We start from the raw sequence: 21,363 nt of genomic DNA on the forward strand, positions 1-21,363 counted from the left end.
CAAAGGCTAGCTTTTTTTAATCACAGCGATCGTACAACGCGAAACAGAGACGAGCCGCTGTTGTTCATCGACGATTTTAATATCCCATACCATCGTCGTTTTGCCGCGGTGAAGGACGGTGCCTGTAGCGGTAACCGTGCCGCTCCGGACGGCGCGGATATGGTTGGCGTTTATTTCTAAACCGACGACGTTTTCCGTTTCTTGGTCGACAAGCGCATATGCGCCGACGCTCGCCACCGTTTCCGCTAGGGCCACAGAAGCGCCGCCATGAAGAATTCCAAACGGCTGATGCGTGCGGTGGTCGACCGGCATCGTCGCTACAACACGCCCTTCGCCTAGCTCTGTAATCTCAATGCCTAATGCTTCTAACAGCGTTCCTTTCCCCATTTCTTTTAAATGAGCCAAATTCACTTTTCTCCCTCCCCTTTACTTTCTAAGCGAAACCGCTTTAGATGATCAACCAATCCCTCTTGCCGCAAAATCATGATTTGCTTTTCTCCAAGCAAGTCAAAATGCGGAAACCAAATGCGCTTATGGATCCATTCGCGGCGCAATCCGTATTTTTCCCCCCATGCGGCAAGTTTTTCGATGTCTGAACAGCCGACTTTTGTCACCGTCGTATATTGCGGAAACCGTTCGTCATACCAATAGTGGGTTAAGAACGCGATTTCCCCTTTTTGTACTTTCTCCTTCCATTCGATTAATTCCTGCCTGCGAATGCCGAAAGCCATCGTATGTATCTCCTTTACTTTTTCGCGCGCTCATACGCTTCATGCCAGTCTGGAAAATATTTGCGAATGACAATCGGGCGAAACGTATCGCGCTTGACGCAAACGTGCTGCGATTTTCCCGTCACGGCGATTTCTCCGTCCGGCGTTAAAATCTCGTACCCATATGTGACGCGAATGCCGTCATAAGCGTCGATCCATGTGCGGACAGTCGCCGTCTCCCCATAATGAAGCGGTTTTTTGTAGGAAACTTGCAGATCGACAACGGGAGAAATAATTCCTTCCTTCTCCATATCGGCATAATGAAAGCCCAACTGTTTGATCAGCTCCGTACGCCCGACTTCCATCCAGACGAGATAATTGGCGTGGTAAACAACCCCCATTTGATCGGTTTCCGCATAACGCACTTCAATTTGTTTTTCAGCGACTTTCATTCGTTCTCCCTCCGTTACCATCTTCACCGTATATAACAACTATATCTTACCATACTCTATGGTTTTATTATAAAAAAACGGAGTCATCCCACGATGAGGATCACTCCGTTTTCGACATTACCGATAGCCGTTTTCGCGCGCTGCTGCTTCGTCTTTAATTTCGGCGCGCATCGCCGCGATCGCTTCTTCGCGGCGTTTATTTTTTTCGCGAATTTGTTCCCGTTCTTCTGGGGAAGCAAATTGCATCGTTTCCTCTGCTTTTTCGATATTTTCAATTGTATTTTGTACCATATCTTGCAGTTTTTCGATGTTGTCGCTACGATCATCCGGGTTCGGGCGATGATGTGCCATCACATTTCCTCCTTCTTTATGGTCGGTCATACGCTCTTTCATCATTACTCGCCTTTTGTTTGCATCACTTGAGCATGTTGACCAGACTGATCTTGCATTTGTTTTCCTTTATTCCCTCCAGCGGCACGAGGTTGGGTGCCTAGATGGTTCGGAACGAAATGTTTGCGGCTTCCTTTCGGATTGCTCATGCGCTTCGCCTCCTCACCATCTAGTTTGTCCGCCCGGATGATCGCTATGCACGGCTTATTCTGCTTTTTTTAGCATTCGTTCTTCTAATTTTTTTTCAATTTTCTCCATTGCTTCACGGTCATTCAGCAATTGACGTTTATTTTCCATAATTAATTCTTGAAATGTCATTTTACGGGTTCTTCTCATTTTTTCACCCTCCCCTCAATTATTATTTTAATTTCATTAATTCCCGAAATAGATAAAAATTATTACAACTTTTTGAAAAATAATGCGCACAAAATAAGAAAAAGCACCTTTCTATGGAAAGATGCTTCTATTCGCGGAGCGCCGCCGTTATTTCCACCATTTGTTTGTACGTCATCGGACCGACAACTTTTTTGCGAATGACCCCATTTCCGTCAATGATATACGATGTCGGAATCGTTTGAATATGATACAGCTTTAGCGCTTTCTGTTTTTCATCAAGCGCGACCGGAAACGATAATTGATATTTGTTGACGAACGACTTTGCATTTTCGCGAGTATCCTGCGACGTTAAATGAACAGCAAGCAATGCCACCTCAGAATGATAGGATTTATAAAATTTTTCCATATCAGGCATTTCTTTTTTGCATGGCGGGCACCATGTCGTCCAAAAGTTGACGATGACCGGCTTTCCGCGAAAATCCGATAAACGCACCGTTTGGCCATCGAGCGTCCGCAACGAAAAATTCGGCGCAACGTTGCCTACAGAAAGGCCGACTTCCTTTGCTTTTTCAGCGGCAAGCGCATTCCAAATACCATATGCGGTAATAGCAAGCAGCAAGATAACGCCAATAAATTTTTTCATTGATTTCCCTCCCGCTCCGCTTTTATTAAAGCATAAAATCATAAAGAAAAAAAGCAAAAAGGGGTGTCAATAAGACAACCCCATCGATCGATTAGCGGATATTTTTATGTTCGTTTTTCATTTTTTCCGTTTCCACTTCCGCATAAGAAGCAAACTCATGATTAAAGCCGTTTTTTTGCTTGGCGTTATTGTTGCGTTGCGCATTGGCGTTGCCGAACTTCGTGCGTTCCATTCGCCTTCCTCCTTTGCAAAAAAGGTACACAAATAGTATAGGCAAACGGCGAAAAATTAATATTGTTCATTTTTCCCTGTCGCATCATAAAACCGCCGCATAAAACGTGCCGCTTATCTCGTTTCCTTACGCTTTGCTAAACGCTCGACATATTCTTTTACCATTTCGGCCGTCACATATTTTCGCTGCGGCACAACGCCGTGCTTTGCCAATTCGTTCATTTCCTTCGTTACTTGATTAATTTTGTCGACAGTAAACGGCAACCCCTTTTGGCAAAGCGCGACGGCTTCATCAATATAGCGTTCCCGTTCTGCCTCTAATTGGGCAAAACGCTTAATGATCGCATGCTGTTTTTGGATGTGGGCAGTAATCGCTTCATGAACTTCACTCATCATCATCTTCCTTTCTCTTTTCCTTTTCCATTAACATGCGGACGTGCGGCTTTGGCGTCCAACAGCGAAATTGATAATATGGCTTCGTTTCGTAACCTAGCCGCTGACAATAAGTATAAAGCCCTTTATCCGTTTTTTGAATCCCGTAATGAATACAAGTGGCACACGCGTGAAACCGAGTCATCGTCTCTCCCCTTTTTGGCGGCGGCGCGAATCCATCGCTCCTTCGCCAAAACACAAATGAATGCAAAGCGTTCTAGCGAAGAATGAAATTTTGCGCAACAACACGACGCAAATAAATTATTTGCAAGCCATCCCATCAGCTTTATCCAGCCGCCGAAAGCGGCGGAAATTCGTTTCATTTATTGTTGTTCCTTCAATAAACTCGCCAGCTGCCGTTCGCAATGATGCAATTGTTCCATATCCACTTCCGCCGATAATGTTGCTTGCAAACCGGAAAAATAATCATCGGCTTGATGTAAAAGAAATGAGGCCAACTTTTGGACCGCCGCCGCATATTGCTCGTTGTAAAACTGAAACATACGCCGTTCTTGTTCCGCCGCATAATCGCTGATCGGCCCTTGTATTTGTTTTTCGATTTCTTCTTTCATATAACGTTTTTCATCGCGCTCGAAAAACGATTTCGCGTTTTTATACATCGACAGCGCTTTGGAAAATCTGGCGTCATCGATTTGCGCAAAGCCGTTTGGAAATTCTGGAGTAGGAAACGAAAGCGATTCTAACGGCGACAGCGGCACTCCTTTATGAATCCGCTCGATTTTGCCGCGTAGATCGACAAATTGTTCGTGAAGGCGTTCTTTTAAAAACCGTTCGATTCTTAAGCTTGTCGCGCGCATTTCCTGCGCCAAATCAAAACCGACAGAATGCAACAATTCTTCTAAACAAGCGCGGAGCGACTGGCGAATATCGCGGTCGTCGCGCAACGCAGCCGGATTGAATGATTCTTTAAACCAATCATGGAAGCGGAGCGACACGCGCTGTTTTACGTAATAAACGAGCTCGGCAATTTCTTGTTTCAAAGCATGAATGTCATGGTCAATGGCGACGGAGCCAAGCAGCTCGCGAATCGCCGTTTTCTCTTGCGAAAGCGCGCGTTGTTTGGCGGCTTTTTCCTCATTGCTTCGCTGCGCGGCATCGATATAATCGAGAAGCGTCTGATGCGCGCGCTTCATTTCGGCATATGCACCTTGAATCGCCACTTCCATTAGCTCTTCGCCAATAAAACGAGTAAAATCTTCTTCAAACGGCCGAAGCCCCGATTCCGTTAAGAAGCCGTATCCTTCATCCGCTTTTCTTCCTGTTTTTTCATCGAGGGCGAAACGGCTCGAAAGCGCGTAAAGGCGCGGAAAGCGAATGCCGAATTGCGCGAGCTGTTCTTCGACATACGCCAACACCGCGTTGAGCTCCTCCGGCGAATGCGCCAAATCCACAGCGTTGACGATAAAAAACATTTTATCTAGCGCAAACGTGTCTTTGACGCGCCCGAGCTGGATTAAAAATTCGCGATCCGCCTTTGAAAACGCATGGTTATAATACGTGACAAACAAAATGGCATCCGCATTTTTTATATATTCGAACGCAACCCCCGTATGCCGGGCGTTGATCGAATCGGCTCCGGGCGTATCAACAAGCGTAATTCCCCGGCGAGTCAGCGCACAGTCATAATACAGTTCGACCGATTCGATAAAACAAGCAGTCGTTTCTTCAGCAACGTATTGGGCAAATTCATCGAGCCCGATGCGAAGCTTGCGGCCGAGATCACCTTTCATGCGCTCCATGCCGGAAAGAACCGCTTGCAGAAAAGAATGATGCGGTTTTTCATGCGCGGCATTCGCCTGCATGCCCGCTATCTGTTCGCACGCCGCCATTGCTTCGTCCCACGTTTCCGCCTTCATCCGAAAATGGCGGAGCGAAGCTTGAACGTCGGAAAAAAGCTGCTTGTCGCTTTTAACTTGAACAATTACAGTGCCGTGCGGACATTCTTCGGTCGGAGGGACAATTTTATTAATCGTCGCGGTCGTCGGATTGGGCGATGACGGCAGCACCCTCTCCCCAATCAGCGCATTGGCAAATGACGACTTCCCGGCGCTAAACGCTCCAAAAAGCGCGACGGTAAATGTTCGGTGCTCCAAGCGTTCGGCCTTTTCCGTCAATTCGCGGACGAACCGATTCATCCCATTGCATCCAGCGACGATATTTGCAGCTTTTCGCAGGCGTTCCGCCGTTTTTTGCAATGTTTGCCGCGCCGGCTCTTCCCGACTGAACGCTTGCTCTTGGATGCGCGGATGTTTCTTTTCATGAATTTGTTTGGAAGGAGCCGTTAGTGATGAATGTTTGAGCTTTCTCATTACAGGCGGAGCCGTCAACGCCGCAATCCGCTTATGATCCTCCTCTTCGAAAACGCGTTCGGACGCCAGCAAGCGAACAAGCTGTTCATGCGCCTGTTTGCGCGCTTTTTGCAGGCGATCAAGCCGTTGAATCCATTCATATTTTTCGCTTTCCGACGCGATTTCGCCTTCAAGCCGACGGCGCTTTTCTTCCGTTTGCTCCCGCCATTTCGATAATAATTGGCTAAATAGCTGCATCGCCGCATTTCGATATCGCTTTTTCAGTTCATAAGCAACATCGTCCGCATAATGGAGGACGGCTTCGCCAGCTGCTCCTGCTCCTTTTTTTACAAGTCTGCTTAAAACGTCCGCTTCCCAATCGACCGTCCATTGCTGGCAGCGGTGCAATAAGGCGGAATCCTCGATATCGTGCGTTTTAAGGAAGCGGATCAGCAGTTCGCGGATGTGCCACTCGATTTGCGAAACCGCCTTTTCTTTTACGTTTTTATAAAACGCCTGCAGCCGATTTTCCCGCTCTTGCGCGGTTTTTGCTTTGGCAAACAAAAACCCGACTTTAAAATCCGGCTGCATCGCCTGCAAATACGCCTTCGCGAGTTCCCGCGTTTCAAACGGCATAATGTAAGCGTTCTCCAAAAGAGAATCCAATTCTTGGCGAAATTCCGTTTCCAAATTGATATGTATCGCTTCCAGCTGCTTAAGTTCCTCTTGCATCCGGTCGAGGCGCTTTCGTATTTGCTCTTTTTCCGTTTCATCGCTTCCAAGCGCGGCAAGTCGGGCGCGAATCGCCGCTTCTTCCTCCGCATCTTTCTCGGCAAGCCAGCGAACGTGCTCGTCAATAAGCCGCTTCAGCGCGATTTCCACGCCGTACAAAAGGCGTTCGTCTTTTGCATGGAAAATCTCTTGAAAACATTTTACTAGCTCGTTCCATTCATTATGCGGATGATTCGCCGCTTTCAAGGAAGTAAAAAATATGCGTTCCGCCTTGACGTCCCACGTTTGAAACGCTTCCTCGACAGAGCGGCGAAACTCGTGAAACGGCAGCTCATTGTCGCGATGTTTATCAATTTGATTAATAATAAGGTATAACGTTTTTCCATAGCTTGTTAATTCTTTCGTAAATTGAAAATTTAATTCCGCCTGCACATGGTTGTAGTCCATCATATAAAATACGACATCCGCCAAGTGAAGCGCCGATTCGGTGGCGAGCCGGTGCGCGTCATCAGTCGAATCGATTCCCGGCGTATCCATAATGACGACTCCGTTTGGTATGCTGGATGTTTGTCGGCTTATTTCGATCCATTCAATCACATCCCCGTCTTTGCATTGCGCGCGAATCAGCTCCAAATCATATGGCGGTTCATATTCCGCCGGCGGTTCATGCTTATAAAACACCCGGACGTATTCCTGCCCTGATTTTACTTTCACGAGATTGGCGCTTGTCGGAATCGGGCTAGACGGCAATAACGGTTCGCCAAGCAAAGCGTTAATCATGCTCGATTTTCCTGCGGAAAAATGGCCGCAAAAAGCGATGGCAAATTGTTTGTTCGCCGTTTTTTCCAGCAGCTGCTTCGCTTTTTTCGCGTTTGCCTCATCGCCGTGAGCGATAAACAGATCATACACATCGATTATTTTTTTTAGCCATGGCGTTAACGATGTTTGCTGAGTAACTGATCCCATATCCAAACCCCTCGCGTTTATATCATATACAACCATTTTACTGTATTTACGCACTTTTCCCAATACAAAAAATATAAAAAATCCCGTCCTCTATTTGACGGGGCGAAGCGGTAAAAAGCGGGGGCGCTCATCAAATTGGTCGGCATAATTGGTCAATGACTTCAGCGCTTTTTCTTCCACATCTATTCGAATCGCCAACATGACCGCATTAGCGGCGGAAAAAATAAGCGCCGTCCCATACGCTTGAAACATCAACGGAATGAGCCACATTTCAAGAACAACAACGAGATAATTTGGATGGCGCAGCCAGCGGTACGGTCCTTTCGCAACCACTTTCGCGTTCGGCAACACTAAAATTTTTGTATTCCAAAACCGCCCGAGCGACCGCAATGTCCAAAACCGCAATCCTTGCACAGCAACAAACAAACCGAAAAGAAGCGGCCACCATGGGGAAAGTTCCGCTCCTTTTGCCAGCGACTCGGCGGCGAATGAAAACAAAAACAATACATGCATGATGACGAGCCAACGATAATGGCGAACGCCGAATTCTTTTGCCCCCATTGCCTTTAATGTTCGTTCATTCCGCTTTGCTATCGTTAGTTCGACGAGGCGCTCAATGACAATCAACAAAAAGAAAAGATAAAACATTTCCTTCATCACTCCCACTTGAACAAAATCATTTCCGCGCTAAATCCCGGACCGAGCGCAACAAGCAATCCATAGTCGCCGGGCGGAATCGGTTGCGCCATAAATCGCTCCAGCACCACATACACCGTCGCGGATGACATATTGCCAAATTCCTGAAGCACTTGAAACGATACATTTGTCTTTTCTTTATCGATCCCAAACGCCTCTTCGTATGCATCGATGACTTTTTTCCCGCCTGGATGGGCGATAAAATGGCAAATATCGCTTACCGACAAGCGATGTTGTCGCAAAAACGATTGCACTTGCGATTTCAACCACGACCGAATCAAGAAAGGAATATGTTTGGAAAAAACGACGAACAAGCCGTCGTCACGAATCTTCCAACCCATCACTTCTTCCGAGTTGGGCATAAGCGCCGATTGCGTTGCGATCACGCGCGGGCGAACTCCCGCATCTGCTGCCTCGTCCCCCGCAATGCATACACATGCCACGCCGTCGGAAAACAACGAAGTCCCAATTAAATTGCTTTTCGTATGATCATTTTCCTGAAACGTTAAGCTGCAAAATTCCGCCGCAATCACCAGCACTTTCGCGTTAGGAAACGCCAAGCAATATTCATACGCGCGAGCAATGCCCGCCGCTCCTCCCGCGCATCCTAGACCCCAAATCGGAATCCGCTTCGTATGCGGCGAAAACGGCAGCACGTTCATCATGCGCGCTTCTATGCTCGGAGTCGCTAAACCTGTCGTGGAGATATAAAAAATCGCGTCTATTTCCTCGTACGCGATCGGTTTTGGCAAAAAGGTTGGATGGTGCAAACATTTTCGGACCGCCTCACATCCGTATTGAATCGCACTTTCTATATAAACATCGTTTTTTTCCGAAAACCGATGTTTCTCTTTATACCATTCAAGCGGCCGGACGAATGACCGCGATCGGATTTCTCCGTTTTCAAACACGTTTAACAGCCTGTCGATGCAGGAAAACGAATGGGCAAATAACTGCTTTACATACCGTTTTGTTTCTTCTTGCTTTACTTGATAAGGCATTTCCGCGATTCCAACAGATAAGATTGCCGGCATCAAAACACCTCGATTTTTTTCGCTTTTCCTTTTATTGTTATCTTGTTACCAATCGTTGCGTTTATTCCGTTGATAGATGAAGTCCAGAAAATTGTGTAAAAACAAAACGGTAAAAGGCGATTTTGTTTTTTTCGTAATCCAAATTTACTGTACTGTAATGGAATTTTACACAATAATTAGGACTTGACCAAATATAATGGAGTGATTAGCATAAAACAAAATGATATTCTTTTCTACTGTAATTTTTCTACGAAAATAACAGATTTATGAACTGTTATTTTTTATGACTGGATGGGGAGTAAAATTTGCTCATGATATTCTAATACCTTTTTATCGTACATTGAACCCTCCTTAAGTATTTGAAAAATAACAACCGAGGCAGCAGCAATGTTTTAGCATATTAAAAATAGCTAAAAACCCCCAATTAAATGCCACCATTTTATAAAAATTATATTAAAATAAATGTCGGAATTTTTTAGAAAAAATTTTTCATTCCTCCCCCTTCCTCAACGTAAAATTAATACCGAAATTCCATTTAAAGGGGGAATATTTTCATGAAGTTTAAAAAAATTGCTAGTTTGTCCCTCGCTGTTTCCATTTCATTTTTTCCATTTCTTGTGGAAGCAGCCTCTAATGAGAAAGTAGAACCACCAAAAACCGTTTCCGAATTTAACGTGTCTCATGGGAAAGGAGAATATGTCCAAGGAGAAGTCATCGTCCAATTTAAAGAACAAGTAAGTGCTGCAGAAAAGACGAAGGTATTAAAAGGAGTTGGAGCAACGGCGGTTTCAGATAATGATCGAGTCAAATCTAAATTTCATGTGTTAAAGGTAGGAAATGTGGAAACTGCTGTGAAAGCATTAAATAATAACCCGTTAGTAGAATACGCGGAGCCAAACTACTTATTTAAAGCAACTTGGACCCCAAATGATACGTACTATCAGGGTTATCAATATGGTCCACAAAATACGTATACCGATTATGCTTGGGATGTTACAAAAGGTAGTAGCAGCCAAGAGATTGCTGTTATTGATACGGGTGTAGATTATAAACATCCTGATTTAGATGGAAAAGTCATTAAAGGATATGATTTCGTAGATAATGATTACGACCCAATGGATTTGAATAATCATGGTACGCACGTAGCTGGAATAGCAGCTGCGGAAACAAATAATGCTACAGGTATTGCCGGCATGGCCCCAAACACAAAAATTTTGGCTGTGCGCGCTTTAGATCGAAACGGCAGTGGCACTCTAAGTGATATTGCCGATGCGATCATGTATGCTGCTGATTCAGGCGCTGAAGTCATTAACCTGTCGCTTGGTTGTGATTGTCATACAACTACATTAGAGAATGCTGTAAACTATGCATGGAATAAGGGATCTGTAGTAGTTGCCGCAGCCGGAAATGATGGATCCTCTGCAACATTTGAACCGGCTTCTTATGAAAATGTCATTGCAGTTGGCGCAGTAGATCAATATGATCGGTTAGCGTCATTCTCGAACTATGGAACATGGGTAGACGTCGTAGCTCCAGGTGTAGACATTGCCTCAACTATTACTGGCAACCGATATGCCTATATGTCGGGAACTTCCATGGCATCCCCTCATGTAGCTGGTCTTGCAGCCTTATTAGCGAGTCAAGGACGGAATAACGTAGAAATCCGCCAAGCCATCGAGCAAACAGCAGACAAAATCTCCGGAACTGGCACATACTTCAAATATGGAAGAATCAATTCTTATAATGCAGTGACATATTGGTTGACTAAATGAAACATATATTTTGGCTCATCCTCTATTGATATATATCAAACCTGTGGTGCTAGTTGAGTTTTAACGCTCAACTAGCACCACGGGTACTCTGATCATTATGTAATATATGCTTATCAAACAACTGATTTACAGTTGAATAATAAGCATCATATGGATTATAAAAAGCTAATAATACTCCTGTATCAACAAGAATATCTTCACCTTCTACAAAACCTTGAAAATCTGGACGATTAAAGTCAAATCAATTATTCTCATACTTCCACCAATGACGAACATTATTCATATCGATTTTTGATGGAGCGATGATGTATAAATTTACTAGATCAAAAGAAGAAGATAGGGTATTCTCTAGTTGGATCATTGAAAAGGGATTATGACACTTGTTGTTCATGGAGTGATGGAACAGATTCGACTCTTTTTTTCGCCGGCAACACATTGAATAATATATTTAACACAATGGCTGTGATGCTGCCGGCAACGATGCCGCTGTCTGTTAAAATGCGAACGCCTGCCGGCAGTTCGGCAAATAAGTTAGGAACTGCCGTGACGCCAAGCCCCATGCCGACCGAACAGGCAATGATAAATAAGTTTTCTTGCGAGGCAAACTCGACTTGGCTTAACATTTTGATTCCGTAGGCAATGACCATGCCAAACATCGCCAGCATCGCTCCGCCAAGCACTGGTGCTGGGATAATGGTTGCTAACGCGGCGATTTTCGGAACCAATCCGAGCACAATCAGCATCGTTCCGGCGACATAAATGACTTTCCGCGTCTTCACTCCTGACAGCTGGACAAGGCCGACGTTTTGCGAATATGTCGTATACGGAAACGCGTTAAACAAACCGCCGATGATCATCGCCAACCCTTCTGCCCGATAACCGTTGGCCAAATCTTTTTCCGACAATTTTCGGTTGCAAATATCACTGAGCGCAAAATAAACTCCTGTCGATTCAACGAGACTGACGATCGCTACAAGCACCATTGTCAAAATGGCTGTCCCATTAAATGTCGGAACGCCGAAGTAAAAAAGATGGGGGATGTGAACCCACGAAGCTTCCGTGACCGCACTGACATCCACTTTTCCCATCAATGCTGCCGCGATCGTTCCGGCGACCATCCCTAACAAAATAGCAATCGAACGGATAAATCCCGTAAAGAACCGGTATAAAACAACAATGAATAAAAGCACTCCAAATGAAAGCGCGATATTGTGGATATCCCCGAAATCCTTGGCTCCCTGCCCGCCTGCCATATTATTCATCGCTGCCGGAATTAGCGTAAGGCCGATAATAGTAACGACCGATCCGGTAACAATCGGCGGAAACAAAACACGCAATTTGCTAAAATACTTCGCAATAATAACAACGAACAGCCCCGCTGCGATAATCGCCCCATACACCGCGGACAGCCCATACTGCTTGCCGATCGCAATCATCGGGCCGACCGCGGTAAACGTACATCCTAACATGACAGGCAAACCGATGCCGAAAAATTTATGTTTCCACACTTGAAGCAGTGTCGCCACTCCGCACGTAAACAAGTCGATCGCCACTAAATATGTCAGCTGGGCGCTCGTAAGCTGCAGCGCCCCTCCAACAATAAGCGGAACGATGATCGCGCCTGCATACATGGCGAGTACATGTTGAATCCCTAATGAGCCCAATTGAACTGTTTTCATTGGTACATCACCTCTTTCACAAATTGGACCTTTCCATCTCGCATTGACGCAATTCGCGCTAGTGACATGACGCGAAATCCGCGCGAGCGGAGCAATTGCCCGCCATCTTGGAACGCCTTTTCGATCACAATGCCAATTCCGGCCACAGAAGCGCCTGATTGTTGGACGATGTTCGTAAGGCCTAAAGCCGCTTGGCCATTCGCTAAAAAATCATCAATGATCAAAACATGATCTTGGCGGCGGAGAAGCGACTGGGAAACGAAAATTTCCGTTTCTTCTTGTTTTGTAAATGAATACACTTTTGCTGTATACACATCTTCCGAAAGTGTTACCGGCTTTCGTTTACGTGCCACTAATAACGGGACACCTAATTCATAAGCTGTCATCAGGGCAGGGCTAATGCCAGATGACTCGAGCGTCAGCACTTTGGTAATTCCTTCATGGCGAAACGCATTGGCAAACGTTTCGCCAATCTTTTTCATCAGTTGAGGATCTACTTGATGATTCAAAAAGCGATCCACTTTTAACACATGTTCGGAAAGCACTTTTCCTTCTTCGACAATCTTTTTCATTAACTCGCGCATACCGTGTTCCTCCTTAAAAATAAAAAAGCTTAAAAAACACTGGCCTCACCCATCAAATGAGTCAGGCAATGTCTTTTAAGCAAAAAACAGCCAAGACGAATGCCATTGGCTTTCGCCTAGTCATGCCGCTCTGACATTGCCACTCATAGTCGGCCGATTTACGGTCGGCCGGTAGAGACTTGCAGGCCATATTCCTGCAATTATATGAGTGAGTCAGCAATATAAAGTTATTAGCAGTATAGCATGATTTTTTCCGTTTGAAAAGCGGTTTTCATATATTCACGAACATTTTAAAATAAAAAAACTTTATTGTTCGGACATAGTGAACGAAAACACCGTCCGACAATCACTGTTTTTCCTCCATGCTTCCCCGTGGCAGATGGCAATAAAAAGTGGAGAAACTTGTCAAAAAATCCTATTGGAAATGTCGGTGTTCACAATATTTTCACATTTTTTCTGCCGCATGTGACGAAAATCACTGTTATATCAATTTTTTTAGATTATCATAGTGAAAAAGTAAGGAATGAACAATTTGTGAACTAGTAAAATACTCCTACCATTTTCCAAACGATTTTGTATGATGAAAGTGAGAAGAGCATTTTGGAAAGGGGGATAAAAATGGCCAAAGCGGAATTACAACAAACAAGTCCAAAAATGAAAGAGAAAGAGCCGCCGCTAAAAGGCACGCTCGCCTCCGTGTTTTTGCTCGGATTTTTCATTATTTTTTCATGGGTTAGCGTTTATTTCTTATTCTTGCACCGCTTATAAGTGGGGATTTATAAAGGAGGGGATATCGAATGCATCTGCATAAATACGAGAAAATTTGGCTTGCGTTCGGAATCGGTTGTCTTTTCGTCTTCTTAACCGTCATCGGCGTAAGCGCATTCGCCGAAGGCAATCAGCCGCCAAGCTGTTTGACGACCATCGATCCGGAAAAGGTAGATCAAACACCGCCGTTTGACAAACCTGGATTAGTGAAGACCGGGAATAATGAATATCAACTTAACATTGTCGTATCTGCCTTCGCATTTACGCCAAACCAAATTGAAATTCCAAAAGGGGCAAAAGTGACAATCAATGTGACATCAAAAGATGTGATCCACGGTTTTGAAGTAGCTGGCACCAACGTCAATATGATGGTGGAGCCTGGTTATATTAACACGCTAACAAAAACGTTCGATAAAACAGGCGAATATACGATCCTTTGCAATGAATATTGCGGTGCCGGTCACCATATGATGACTGGACGAATTAAGGTGGTGGATTAAATGATGGGAGAAACAATGAAAGTAGACCGTCGTGACGCAAAATTGACGCTAGCGCATCTTTATGTCGCATTTATCGCGCTCGCATTGGGCGGATTGGCAGGATTATTGCAAACATTAGTGCGTTCGGGAAAATTTAATTTGCCGGCAGGCATCAGCTATTATACGATTTTAACGACACATGGCGTATTGCTTGGCCTTGTCTTAACAACATTCTTTATTATCGGTTTCCAATTTGCCGCAGTAAGCCGGACGTCCGGAGCGTTTTCCGATCGTGTCCGTTTTTGGGGCTGGGTTGGCTTCTGGACAATGACTATCGGCACGGCAATGACGGCGTTTTTCATTTTAACCGGGCAAGCTGCTGTCCTTTATACATTCTATGCACCATTACAAGCACATGCCGGCTTTTATCTTGGTTTAACGCTCGTTGTCGTTGGCAGCTGGATTAGCGGCTTTGCCATTTTTGCTCATTATGCTCGTTGGAAAAAACAGAACCCTGGCAAAGCAAGCCCGCTTCTTACATTTATGTCTGTAACAAATATGATTTTATGGCTTGTTTGCACGTTAGGTGTTGCTGCAACCGTTTTGTTTCAGTTGCTACCATGGTCGCTCGGCATCACTGACCGAATCAACATTTTAGTCAGCCGGACGTTGTTCTGGTATTTCGGGCACCCACTCGTCTATTTCTGGCTGCTTCCAGCTTATATGATTTGGTATGTCGTCATTCCAAAAGTGATCGGTGGGAAAATCTTCTCTGATTCGTTAGCGCGTTTGGCATTTATATTGTTCCTAATTTTCTCGATTCCTGTCGGCTTCCACCATCAATTGCTTGAACCGGGCATTACGCCGTTTTGGAAATACGTGCAAGTTATCTTAACATTTATGGTTGTCATTCCATCGTTAATGACTGCGTTTGCGATGTTCGCGACATTTGAATCATATGGTCGATCCAAGGGCGCGACAGGGCTGTTTGGCTGGCTTCGCAAACTTCCATGGGGAGATGCACGCTTTTTCGCGCCGTTTGTCGGAATGTTGTTCTTTATCCCTGGAGGTGCCGGCGGAATTATTAACGCTTCCCACCAATTAGACCAAGTCGTCCATAATACAGTTTGGGTAACAGGGCATTTCCATTTAACCATCGCAACAACGGTTGTGCTGACGTTCTTTGGCGCCGCATACTGGCTCATTCCACATCTAAGCGGCCGCGTCATGACAAAAGCGATGAACCGCCTCGCCATTATTCAAACGGTCGTATGGGCGATCGGCATGACGTTTATGTCCGGTTCGATGCATTTTGCCGGATTGCTTGGGGCGCCGCGCCGTTCGGCATTTTCCACCTACGGAAACTCGCCGCAAGCGCTTGAGTGGATTCCATATCAAATCGCCCAAGCGGTTGGCGGAACGATTTTATTTATCGGCATTATTTTAGTGCTTGTCATTGTCACGAATTTAGCGTTTTTCGCGCCAAAAGGAGAAACAGAGTTTCCGGTCGCTGAAGCGGCAGAACCGGCGGAACGCACAGCGCTTGCGATGGAAAACTGGAAGCTATGGATTGGGATTACCGTGGCGCTCATTTTGATCGCATACACGATCCCGTTTGTCGATATGATTCAAAACGCACCGCCGGGATCAAAAGGATATAAGCTATGGTAATAAAACAATCCCCCTCCTGCAAACAGGAGGGGGATTTGTTTATACCTGATATATCGCTTTATATTTTTCTTCTAAATAGCGAATCAAATAGTCGGCGTTTAATCCTTCGCCCGTTGCGTCTCGCAAAATTTCCAGCGGTTTTTTCGTTTTCCCGAAGCGATGCACCCGCTCTGTCAGCCATTCGCGAATCGGCGACAATTCCCCTTTTTCAAGCAATTCGTCGAAATGCGGCAAATCCTTTAACATCGCGTGCTTGAACTGGGCGGCATACATATAGCCGAGCGCATAAGACGGGAAGTAGCCGAAGCTGCCGCCAGACCAATGGACATCTTGCAAAACGCCGACCGCGTCATTGTCTGGCCGGATGCCGAGATATTCCTCGTATTTACCGTTCCAAATCTCCGGCAAATCTTTTACCTCGACCGTTCCATTGAACAATCCTTTTTCGATTTCGTAGCGAATAATAATATGCAGCGGATACGTCAATTCATCGGCCTCGATGCGGATAAGCGACGGTTTTGCTTCATTAATCGCGCGATAAAACGCGTCGAGAGGCACGCCGGAAAACTGATCAGGAGCATATCGCTGCAAACGCGGATAATTGCGTTTCCAATATGCATAATGGCGGGCGATAAAGTTTTCGTAAAATAGTGACTGCGATTCATGAATGCCCATCGATGTACCCGTACATAACGGCGTGCCGATCAACGCTTCTGAAATATGCTGTTCGTATAAAGCGTGTCCGCATTCATGAATCGTTCCAAAGATGGCAGTGCGAAAATCGCGCTCATCATACCGCGTCGTAATCCGGACGTCGTTCGGATTGAGGCCGATCGCAAACGGATGGACCGTCTCATCCAACCGGCCTTTCGCAAAATCATAGCCAAGCTCCCGCAATAACTCGAGACTGAAAGCGCGTTGCTTTTCTTTCGGAAACGGATGGAACAAAAACGACGTTTCCGGCTTGTTTGGAGACGCGACAACTGCTTGCACAAGCGGGACAATATGTTCGCGCAGCTTCCGAAACACTTCATCAAGCACATCCACCGTCATGCCAGGCTCATATAAATCAAGAAGCGTATTGTATGGATTGCCTTCATATCCCCAATATTCAATAAATCGTTTATTAAATTCCACTAATTTTTCTAAATACGGGCGAAACATGGCAAAATCCGCCGTTGCCTTCGCTTCTTCCCATACGCTTTCCGCCTTGGATTGCAGCACAACATATTCTTTATATTCATCTGCCGGAATTTTTTTGTTTCGCTCGTATTCTTTTTTGCATTCGTCCAGCGTATAACGGGTGATTTCCGAAAGCTGTTCATACGCGTTTTTTGGCGACAATTCGGCAATAAAAGCGGCCATTTCTTCCGATGTCGACATTTTAAACACTTCTTGCGAAAGAACGCCGATCACTTCCGAACGTTGTTCCACTCCCTTTTTCGGGGCGCCTGTTCGCAAATCCCAATACATTAATTGAATCGCTTCATTATAGCTCATCATTTTTTTTACATATTGCAAAAACTGTTCTTCTATTTTTTTGATCATTTTGTTTCCCCCTGTATCTTTTGTTGCATTGATAATATTTCCATGATCAAGGGCCGATTTCCTCTTTTTTTGCGATAAAAAAGGAGGAAAGAAATTATTCTTCCCTCACTTTTGTCGGCAGTACCTCCTTAATTGCTTCAATCACCCGCTTGTCTTCATCATCTGTCACAAAAATCGAGACGATGCCGCGGTCTTCATGCGTGCGGATCAAGCGGCCCACTCCTTGGCGGAGCCGTAGCAACATATACGGCACATCAACGCCCCAAAACGGGTCGTCATACGCCTTTCGCTTCGCCTGAAATACCGGGTCGTTCGGCGGATATGGCAGCGACCAAATAATGACGTTCGACAGCGACGGTCCCGGAATATCCAAGCCTTCCCATAAATGCTCCGAGCATAATATCGTTTCCTCATTTGCTTGGAATGTCGCGACGAGCTCACTAATTTCTTTGTCCCCTTCAAACAAAAAGGTGAATTGTTTCTCACCGCTCGCTAATTCTTTAAATTGTTGCAACTCTTGTCTTGACGGGAACAATATAAGCGCTCGCCCTTCTGTTTCGCGAATTTTCCGAAGCGCGTATTCATATTTTTGCGCAAATAACGTTTCATCATTCGCAAACGTCGGCATAAAAATCGTCATTTGCTTGTCGTAATCAAACGGCGATTCTACGCTAAACGATAAATACTCATCGATTCCAAGACTTTCTGCAATATATTGAAACGATTTGCGGTTTGATAACGTCGCAGAAGAAAAAATAAACGGAATGCGCTTGCTAAACACTTTTTCCCGCAATACTTCCTGCACGGTGCGCGGCATCACGACAAGGGTCGTTTCTTGACAGGACGACTCCAACCACGTAATGGCATCCGCGTTATTCATAAATAAATCAAGCGAGTATTCAATTTGATCTAAATATTCATCAACAATGTTTAATTGATAATGATCAATCGTATACGTTTCACTTTCAAACACAAGCTCGTTGCCAATCTCAACGATTTTCGCATGCAATTGTTTGGCGAGGCGAAGCAGTTTCGGCGAAAACGAAATTTCTTGGCGGTTCGAACCGGCCACTTCTTTCGAACATGTTTTCAACTCATCAAAAAATCGTACGCTTATTTGTAACGTTTCTTCGATCAAATAAGCAAGCTCTTCGCGTATATCATTTTCCAACAGCCGCGTCAACAGCGTTTCTAACGTCGTTTCTTTCATCCGATAGGTTAACGCTTTTTGTGCCGCAAACTCCAGCAAATGCCCTTCGTCAAAGACGACGCAGCTTGCCTCTGGCAAAAGCGGAAGCTGCCCTTCGCGTTTGCGCGCTTCATACGTCCAAACGTGTTCCATGTAAAAATCGTGCGAGCAGACGATTAAATCAGTCGCTTTCCGGTAATATTCCCGCGATAATGTTTGCCCGCAGCGATGGCGCTTTTCGCACGTAAAGCAGTCTTGGAACGGGTCCCACGCGATTTTTTGCCATTGTTCATCGCTTAAATGGGCGTACTCTTTGCGATCGCCATAATGATAGAACGCTTGCAACGGTTTATTATCGTGAACAAACACCGGAAGTTCGTCGTAAATTTGTTCGTAAAGCTCGATATCTTTGTCATCATACATGACGATTTCATCGAGTTTGTTTAAACATAAATATTGATCTGGGGATTTCGCTAAGCGGACGTCGATCTGCAACCCTAGCACATTCGATAATTTCGCAATATCCCCTTCTTTTTTGACAAGCTGTTCAATGAGCGTTTCATCGGCACAAGCAATAATGGCGGGCTTCCCTGTATAACGGGCGTAGCAAATCGCATAAAGCAAATAAACGATCGTTTTTCCGGTGCCGACTCCCGCTTCGGCAAACATCACTTTTTTCTCTCTAAACGCGCGTTCAAGCTGAAACGCCATATATATTTGCTCATCGCGCAGTTCAAAACCTGCTTCTGGCAAAATGTCGTAAAAGACATCGCCGATCCATTCCCCTAGTTTATCAAAAAAATTTTCGTTTTTTTCTAACGTAAAAGGATAGCGCCCTCGGCTCATCTTCCAAAAACCCTCCAAAAATATAATCAGACTTTCCCATCTATCCAAATCCGCTCGCTGCAGCTTGTTGTTTCGTTTTTTGTTTTGCTTTTTACAGCGCGCGACGCTTTTTCTCCGCGCGCCAACGACCTTGCGAAAAAGTCTAACAAGATATTATTATGATTGATCGCGCAACAGAAGTCAATAAATAAGAAATGAGCCGAGCGCAACCTTCAACTGTTTTTACTTTATGCTTTCAGCGAACTAGATATGCGGTACGCAAAAGCCTGCTTCCATATTTTTTTCGCTGCTTCGATTTGTTTTAGATGTTCATCGGCAACGTTTTGCTGCACTAAAAATTCATACGCATTGTCAAGCGCTTCTGCAATTTTGATCCAGTCAATGGAAGAATGTCTCATCGCATATCCCCTTCTTGCTTAAGTGATCGTTCATAATATCCGTATTATATGCAGGAAGGGAGTTTCTCATTCATTACTAGACAACATATGGCGATTCGATCAAATCCGTGGAAAATTCCGCTCTAAGTCCAGCGAACTTGGAGCCGTGGAAAATTTTCAGCTTTCAACCTTCAAGAAAATTGTAAAAGCAAAAAAGCCACACCTCCTTTTCTATCTGAAAAAGAAAGTGTGATTTAAAATGTGGACAGATATTTTTTCTTGAAACGACAATAAAAAATCGCTCAAACCCTCGACACATCTGCGTTCCTTGGCGGCCGCGGCCCCCAAAACTGGTAATAATGCGTTTCGATAAATCCGTTAAACAGTTTGCGCCGTTTCGTCGCTTTTTTACCGTAATATTTCTCAAACTGTTTATGCGCCGTCAAAATGTATACCGACCATGTATCCAACTTGGAAAACGTTTTTCCCATTTCCTTATACATGGTTTCGACTTCTTTTCGTTCCCCGAGACGTTCCCCATACGGCGGGTTTCCAACAATTACACCATATTGTTTTTTCGAAGCGAAATCTTTCACTTGCATTTGCTTGAACGTAATCAAATCGCCCAATCCCGCCTCCAACGCGTTTGCTTTAGCAATGTCGATCATGCGGTGATGAATGTCAAACCCGGATATATCAAGAGGTTGATCGTAATGAGCAAGGTCCTCCGCTTCCTCTCTTGCTTGCTCCCACGCTTTTTCGCCAATCCATCCCCATTGTTCAGAAGCGAAATCGCGGTTAAATCCCGGCGCGATATTTTGGCCGATCAACGCCGCCTCAATTGGAATCGTTCCTGACCCGCAGAACGGATCGACAAACGGGCGATCAGGCGTCCAATTCGTCAGTTGCACAAGCGCCGCTGCCAACGTTTCCTTTAATGGCGCTTCCCCTTGGGCAATGCGGTAGCCGCGCTTATGCAATCCTGCGCCGCTCGTGTCGATCGTTAATGTCGCTATATCTTTATGCAAAGCCACTTCAATGCGGTAAAGCGGTCCTGTTTCCGCAAACCATGAAACATGGTAATGTTTTTTTAAACTTTCCACCACCGCTTTTTTCACGATCGCCTGACAGTCGGAAACGCTAAAAAGCTTTGATTTGACTGATTTTCCGACAACGGGGAAATTCGCGTCCACCGGCAAGTAATCAGCCCATGGCAGCGCTTTTGTCTGTTCAAACAGCTCCTCAAACGTCGTCGCTTGAAACTCCCCGACTTTTAGTTTCACGCGGTCTGCGGTGCGCAGCCATAAATTGGCGCGGCAAATCGCCAGTTCGTCTCCTTGAAACGTCACTTTGCCGTTTTCGACTTGACATTCATAGCCGAGGCGGCGCACTTCATCGGCAACGATCGCTTCCACGCCCATCGCCGCCGTAGCGATTAATGTGATCGAACCCATGATGTTCCTCCTGTTCTTTATTATCGAAAACCATTAAACAATAGCGAATGAAAACGTTTTTCTGC

General features: G+C 45.2%; 23 protein-coding genes and 1 riboswitch. Of the genes, 4 read left to right on the forward strand and 19 right to left on the reverse strand.

All coding sequences use genetic code 11. The features are described 5' to 3' along the window. Window positions 1-6 precede the first annotated feature (6 nt). The 13 genes from BM278_RS05655 to BM278_RS05715 form a co-directional block, all read right to left on the reverse strand. Window positions 7-387, reverse strand: a complete 381-nt coding sequence (locus tag BM278_RS05655; RefSeq protein ID WP_208601756.1) for a hotdog fold thioesterase — start codon at window positions 385-387, stop codon at window positions 7-9. 20 nt (window positions 388-407) lie between these two features. Continuing rightward, the gene (locus BM278_RS05660) at window positions 408-731 is read right to left on the reverse strand and encodes a hypothetical protein (protein ID WP_090948405.1); all 324 of its coding nucleotides are present in this window, start codon (window positions 729-731) and stop codon (window positions 408-410) included. Between the two features lie 14 nt (window positions 732-745). After that, window positions 746-1,162, reverse strand: a complete 417-nt coding sequence (locus BM278_RS05665; RefSeq protein WP_062755979.1) for an acyl-CoA thioesterase — start codon at window positions 1,160-1,162, stop codon at window positions 746-748. 117 nt (window positions 1,163-1,279) lie between these two features. Then, window positions 1,280-1,513: a small acid-soluble spore protein Tlp gene (gene tlp / locus BM278_RS05670; protein ID WP_090948430.1), complete on the reverse strand. Its 234-nt coding sequence runs from the start codon at window positions 1,511-1,513 to the stop codon at window positions 1,280-1,282. A gap of 44 nt (window positions 1,514-1,557) precedes the next feature. Further along, window positions 1,558-1,701: an acid-soluble spore protein N gene (locus tag BM278_RS05675; protein ID WP_090948406.1), complete on the reverse strand. Its 144-nt coding sequence runs from the start codon at window positions 1,699-1,701 to the stop codon at window positions 1,558-1,560. Window positions 1,702-1,756: 55 nt separating this feature from the next. Next, window positions 1,757-1,888: an FbpB family small basic protein gene (locus BM278_RS05680; protein ID WP_082798099.1), complete on the reverse strand. Its 132-nt coding sequence runs from the start codon at window positions 1,886-1,888 to the stop codon at window positions 1,757-1,759. Between the two features lie 127 nt (window positions 1,889-2,015). Then, a complete protein-coding gene (locus BM278_RS05685; protein WP_090948407.1) occupies window positions 2,016-2,531 on the reverse strand; it encodes a peroxiredoxin family protein in 516 nt (171 codons plus the stop codon). Between the two features lie 91 nt (window positions 2,532-2,622). Continuing rightward, on the reverse strand, window positions 2,623-2,763 hold the full coding sequence (locus BM278_RS18680) for a hypothetical protein (RefSeq protein ID WP_090948408.1): 141 nt from the start codon (window positions 2,761-2,763) through the stop codon (window positions 2,623-2,625). A 113-nt stretch (window positions 2,764-2,876) separates the two neighbouring features. Beyond that, the gene (locus BM278_RS05695) at window positions 2,877-3,155 is read right to left on the reverse strand and encodes a YpbS family protein (protein ID WP_090948409.1); all 279 of its coding nucleotides are present in this window, start codon (window positions 3,153-3,155) and stop codon (window positions 2,877-2,879) included. After that, window positions 3,148-3,339 carry a hypothetical protein gene (locus BM278_RS05700; protein WP_090948410.1) on the reverse strand — a complete coding sequence of 64 codons (192 nt, stop codon included), beginning with the start codon at window positions 3,337-3,339 and terminating at the stop codon, window positions 3,148-3,150. Before BM278_RS05700 ends, BM278_RS05695 begins: the two co-directional genes overlap by 8 nt. Before the next feature lie 178 nt (window positions 3,340-3,517). Next, complete coding sequence (locus BM278_RS05705) at window positions 3,518-7,201, reverse strand: dynamin family protein (RefSeq protein WP_090948411.1); 3,684 nt, start codon at window positions 7,199-7,201, stop codon at window positions 3,518-3,520. A 90-nt stretch (window positions 7,202-7,291) separates the two neighbouring features. Beyond that, window positions 7,292-7,849: an isoprenylcysteine carboxyl methyltransferase family protein gene (locus BM278_RS05710; RefSeq protein WP_425272963.1), complete on the reverse strand. Its 558-nt coding sequence runs from the start codon at window positions 7,847-7,849 to the stop codon at window positions 7,292-7,294. An 8-nt stretch (window positions 7,850-7,857) separates the two neighbouring features. Continuing rightward, complete coding sequence (locus tag BM278_RS05715) at window positions 7,858-8,931, reverse strand: type III polyketide synthase (RefSeq protein WP_090948413.1); 1,074 nt, start codon at window positions 8,929-8,931, stop codon at window positions 7,858-7,860. 554 nt (window positions 8,932-9,485) lie between these two features. Between BM278_RS05715 and BM278_RS05720 the strand changes: the two genes are divergently transcribed. Continuing rightward, window positions 9,486-10,703, forward strand: coding sequence for a S8 family peptidase (locus BM278_RS05720; protein ID WP_090948414.1), 1,218 nt, complete (start codon window positions 9,486-9,488; stop codon window positions 10,701-10,703). A 371-nt stretch (window positions 10,704-11,074) separates the two neighbouring features. Here BM278_RS05720 and BM278_RS05725 read toward each other — a convergent pair whose 3' ends face one another. Together BM278_RS05725 and BM278_RS05730 are read right to left on the reverse strand one after the other, a co-directional pair. After that, the gene (locus BM278_RS05725) at window positions 11,075-12,382 is read right to left on the reverse strand and encodes a nucleobase:cation symporter-2 family protein (protein WP_090948415.1); all 1,308 of its coding nucleotides are present in this window, start codon (window positions 12,380-12,382) and stop codon (window positions 11,075-11,077) included. After that, window positions 12,379-12,966, reverse strand: coding sequence for a xanthine phosphoribosyltransferase (locus BM278_RS05730; RefSeq protein ID WP_090948416.1), 588 nt, complete (start codon window positions 12,964-12,966; stop codon window positions 12,379-12,381). Before BM278_RS05730 ends, BM278_RS05725 begins: the two co-directional genes overlap by 4 nt. A 126-nt stretch (window positions 12,967-13,092) precedes the next feature. Beyond that, a riboswitch (purine riboswitch) is annotated at window positions 13,093-13,194 on the reverse strand. 390 nt (window positions 13,195-13,584) lie between these two features. Between BM278_RS05730 and BM278_RS05735 the strand changes: the two genes are divergently transcribed. From BM278_RS05735 to BM278_RS05745, 3 genes are read left to right on the forward strand one after another with little or no spacing between them, the layout of a single operon-like run. Next, a complete protein-coding gene (locus BM278_RS05735) occupies window positions 13,585-13,734 on the forward strand; it encodes a cytochrome c oxidase subunit 2A (RefSeq protein ID WP_013400667.1) in 150 nt (49 codons plus the stop codon). A gap of 29 nt (window positions 13,735-13,763) precedes the next feature. Next, complete coding sequence (locus BM278_RS05740; protein ID WP_003250058.1) at window positions 13,764-14,234, forward strand: cytochrome c oxidase subunit II; 471 nt, start codon at window positions 13,764-13,766, stop codon at window positions 14,232-14,234. Further along, complete coding sequence (locus BM278_RS05745; RefSeq protein ID WP_090948417.1) at window positions 14,235-15,884, forward strand: b(o/a)3-type cytochrome-c oxidase subunit 1; 1,650 nt, start codon at window positions 14,235-14,237, stop codon at window positions 15,882-15,884. It abuts the gene before it with no gap. A gap of 39 nt (window positions 15,885-15,923) precedes the next feature. On the opposite strand, the gene BM278_RS05750 is transcribed toward BM278_RS05745, so the two are convergent. The 4 genes from BM278_RS05750 to BM278_RS05760 form a co-directional block, all read right to left on the reverse strand. Then, window positions 15,924-17,432 (reverse strand): carboxypeptidase M32, encoded by a 1,509-nt coding sequence (locus BM278_RS05750; RefSeq protein ID WP_090948418.1) that lies wholly within the window; start codon window positions 17,430-17,432, stop codon window positions 15,924-15,926. Window positions 17,433-17,526: 94 nt separating this feature from the next. Continuing rightward, entirely contained in the window at window positions 17,527-19,467 is a 1,941-nt protein-coding gene (locus BM278_RS05755) for an ATP-dependent DNA helicase (protein WP_090948419.1), read from the reverse strand. 227 nt (window positions 19,468-19,694) lie between these two features. Next, window positions 19,695-19,865 carry a hypothetical protein gene (locus tag BM278_RS18685; protein WP_167359586.1) on the reverse strand — a complete coding sequence of 57 codons (171 nt, stop codon included), beginning with the start codon at window positions 19,863-19,865 and terminating at the stop codon, window positions 19,695-19,697. A 281-nt stretch (window positions 19,866-20,146) separates the two neighbouring features. Then, window positions 20,147-21,298: a THUMP domain-containing class I SAM-dependent RNA methyltransferase gene (locus tag BM278_RS05760; protein ID WP_090948420.1), complete on the reverse strand. Its 1,152-nt coding sequence runs from the start codon at window positions 21,296-21,298 to the stop codon at window positions 20,147-20,149. Between the last annotated feature and the right edge of the window lie 65 nt (window positions 21,299-21,363).

This window comes from Parageobacillus thermantarcticus, assembly GCF_900111865.1.
Lineage (GTDB): Bacteria > Bacillota > Bacilli > Bacillales > Anoxybacillaceae > Parageobacillus > Parageobacillus thermantarcticus.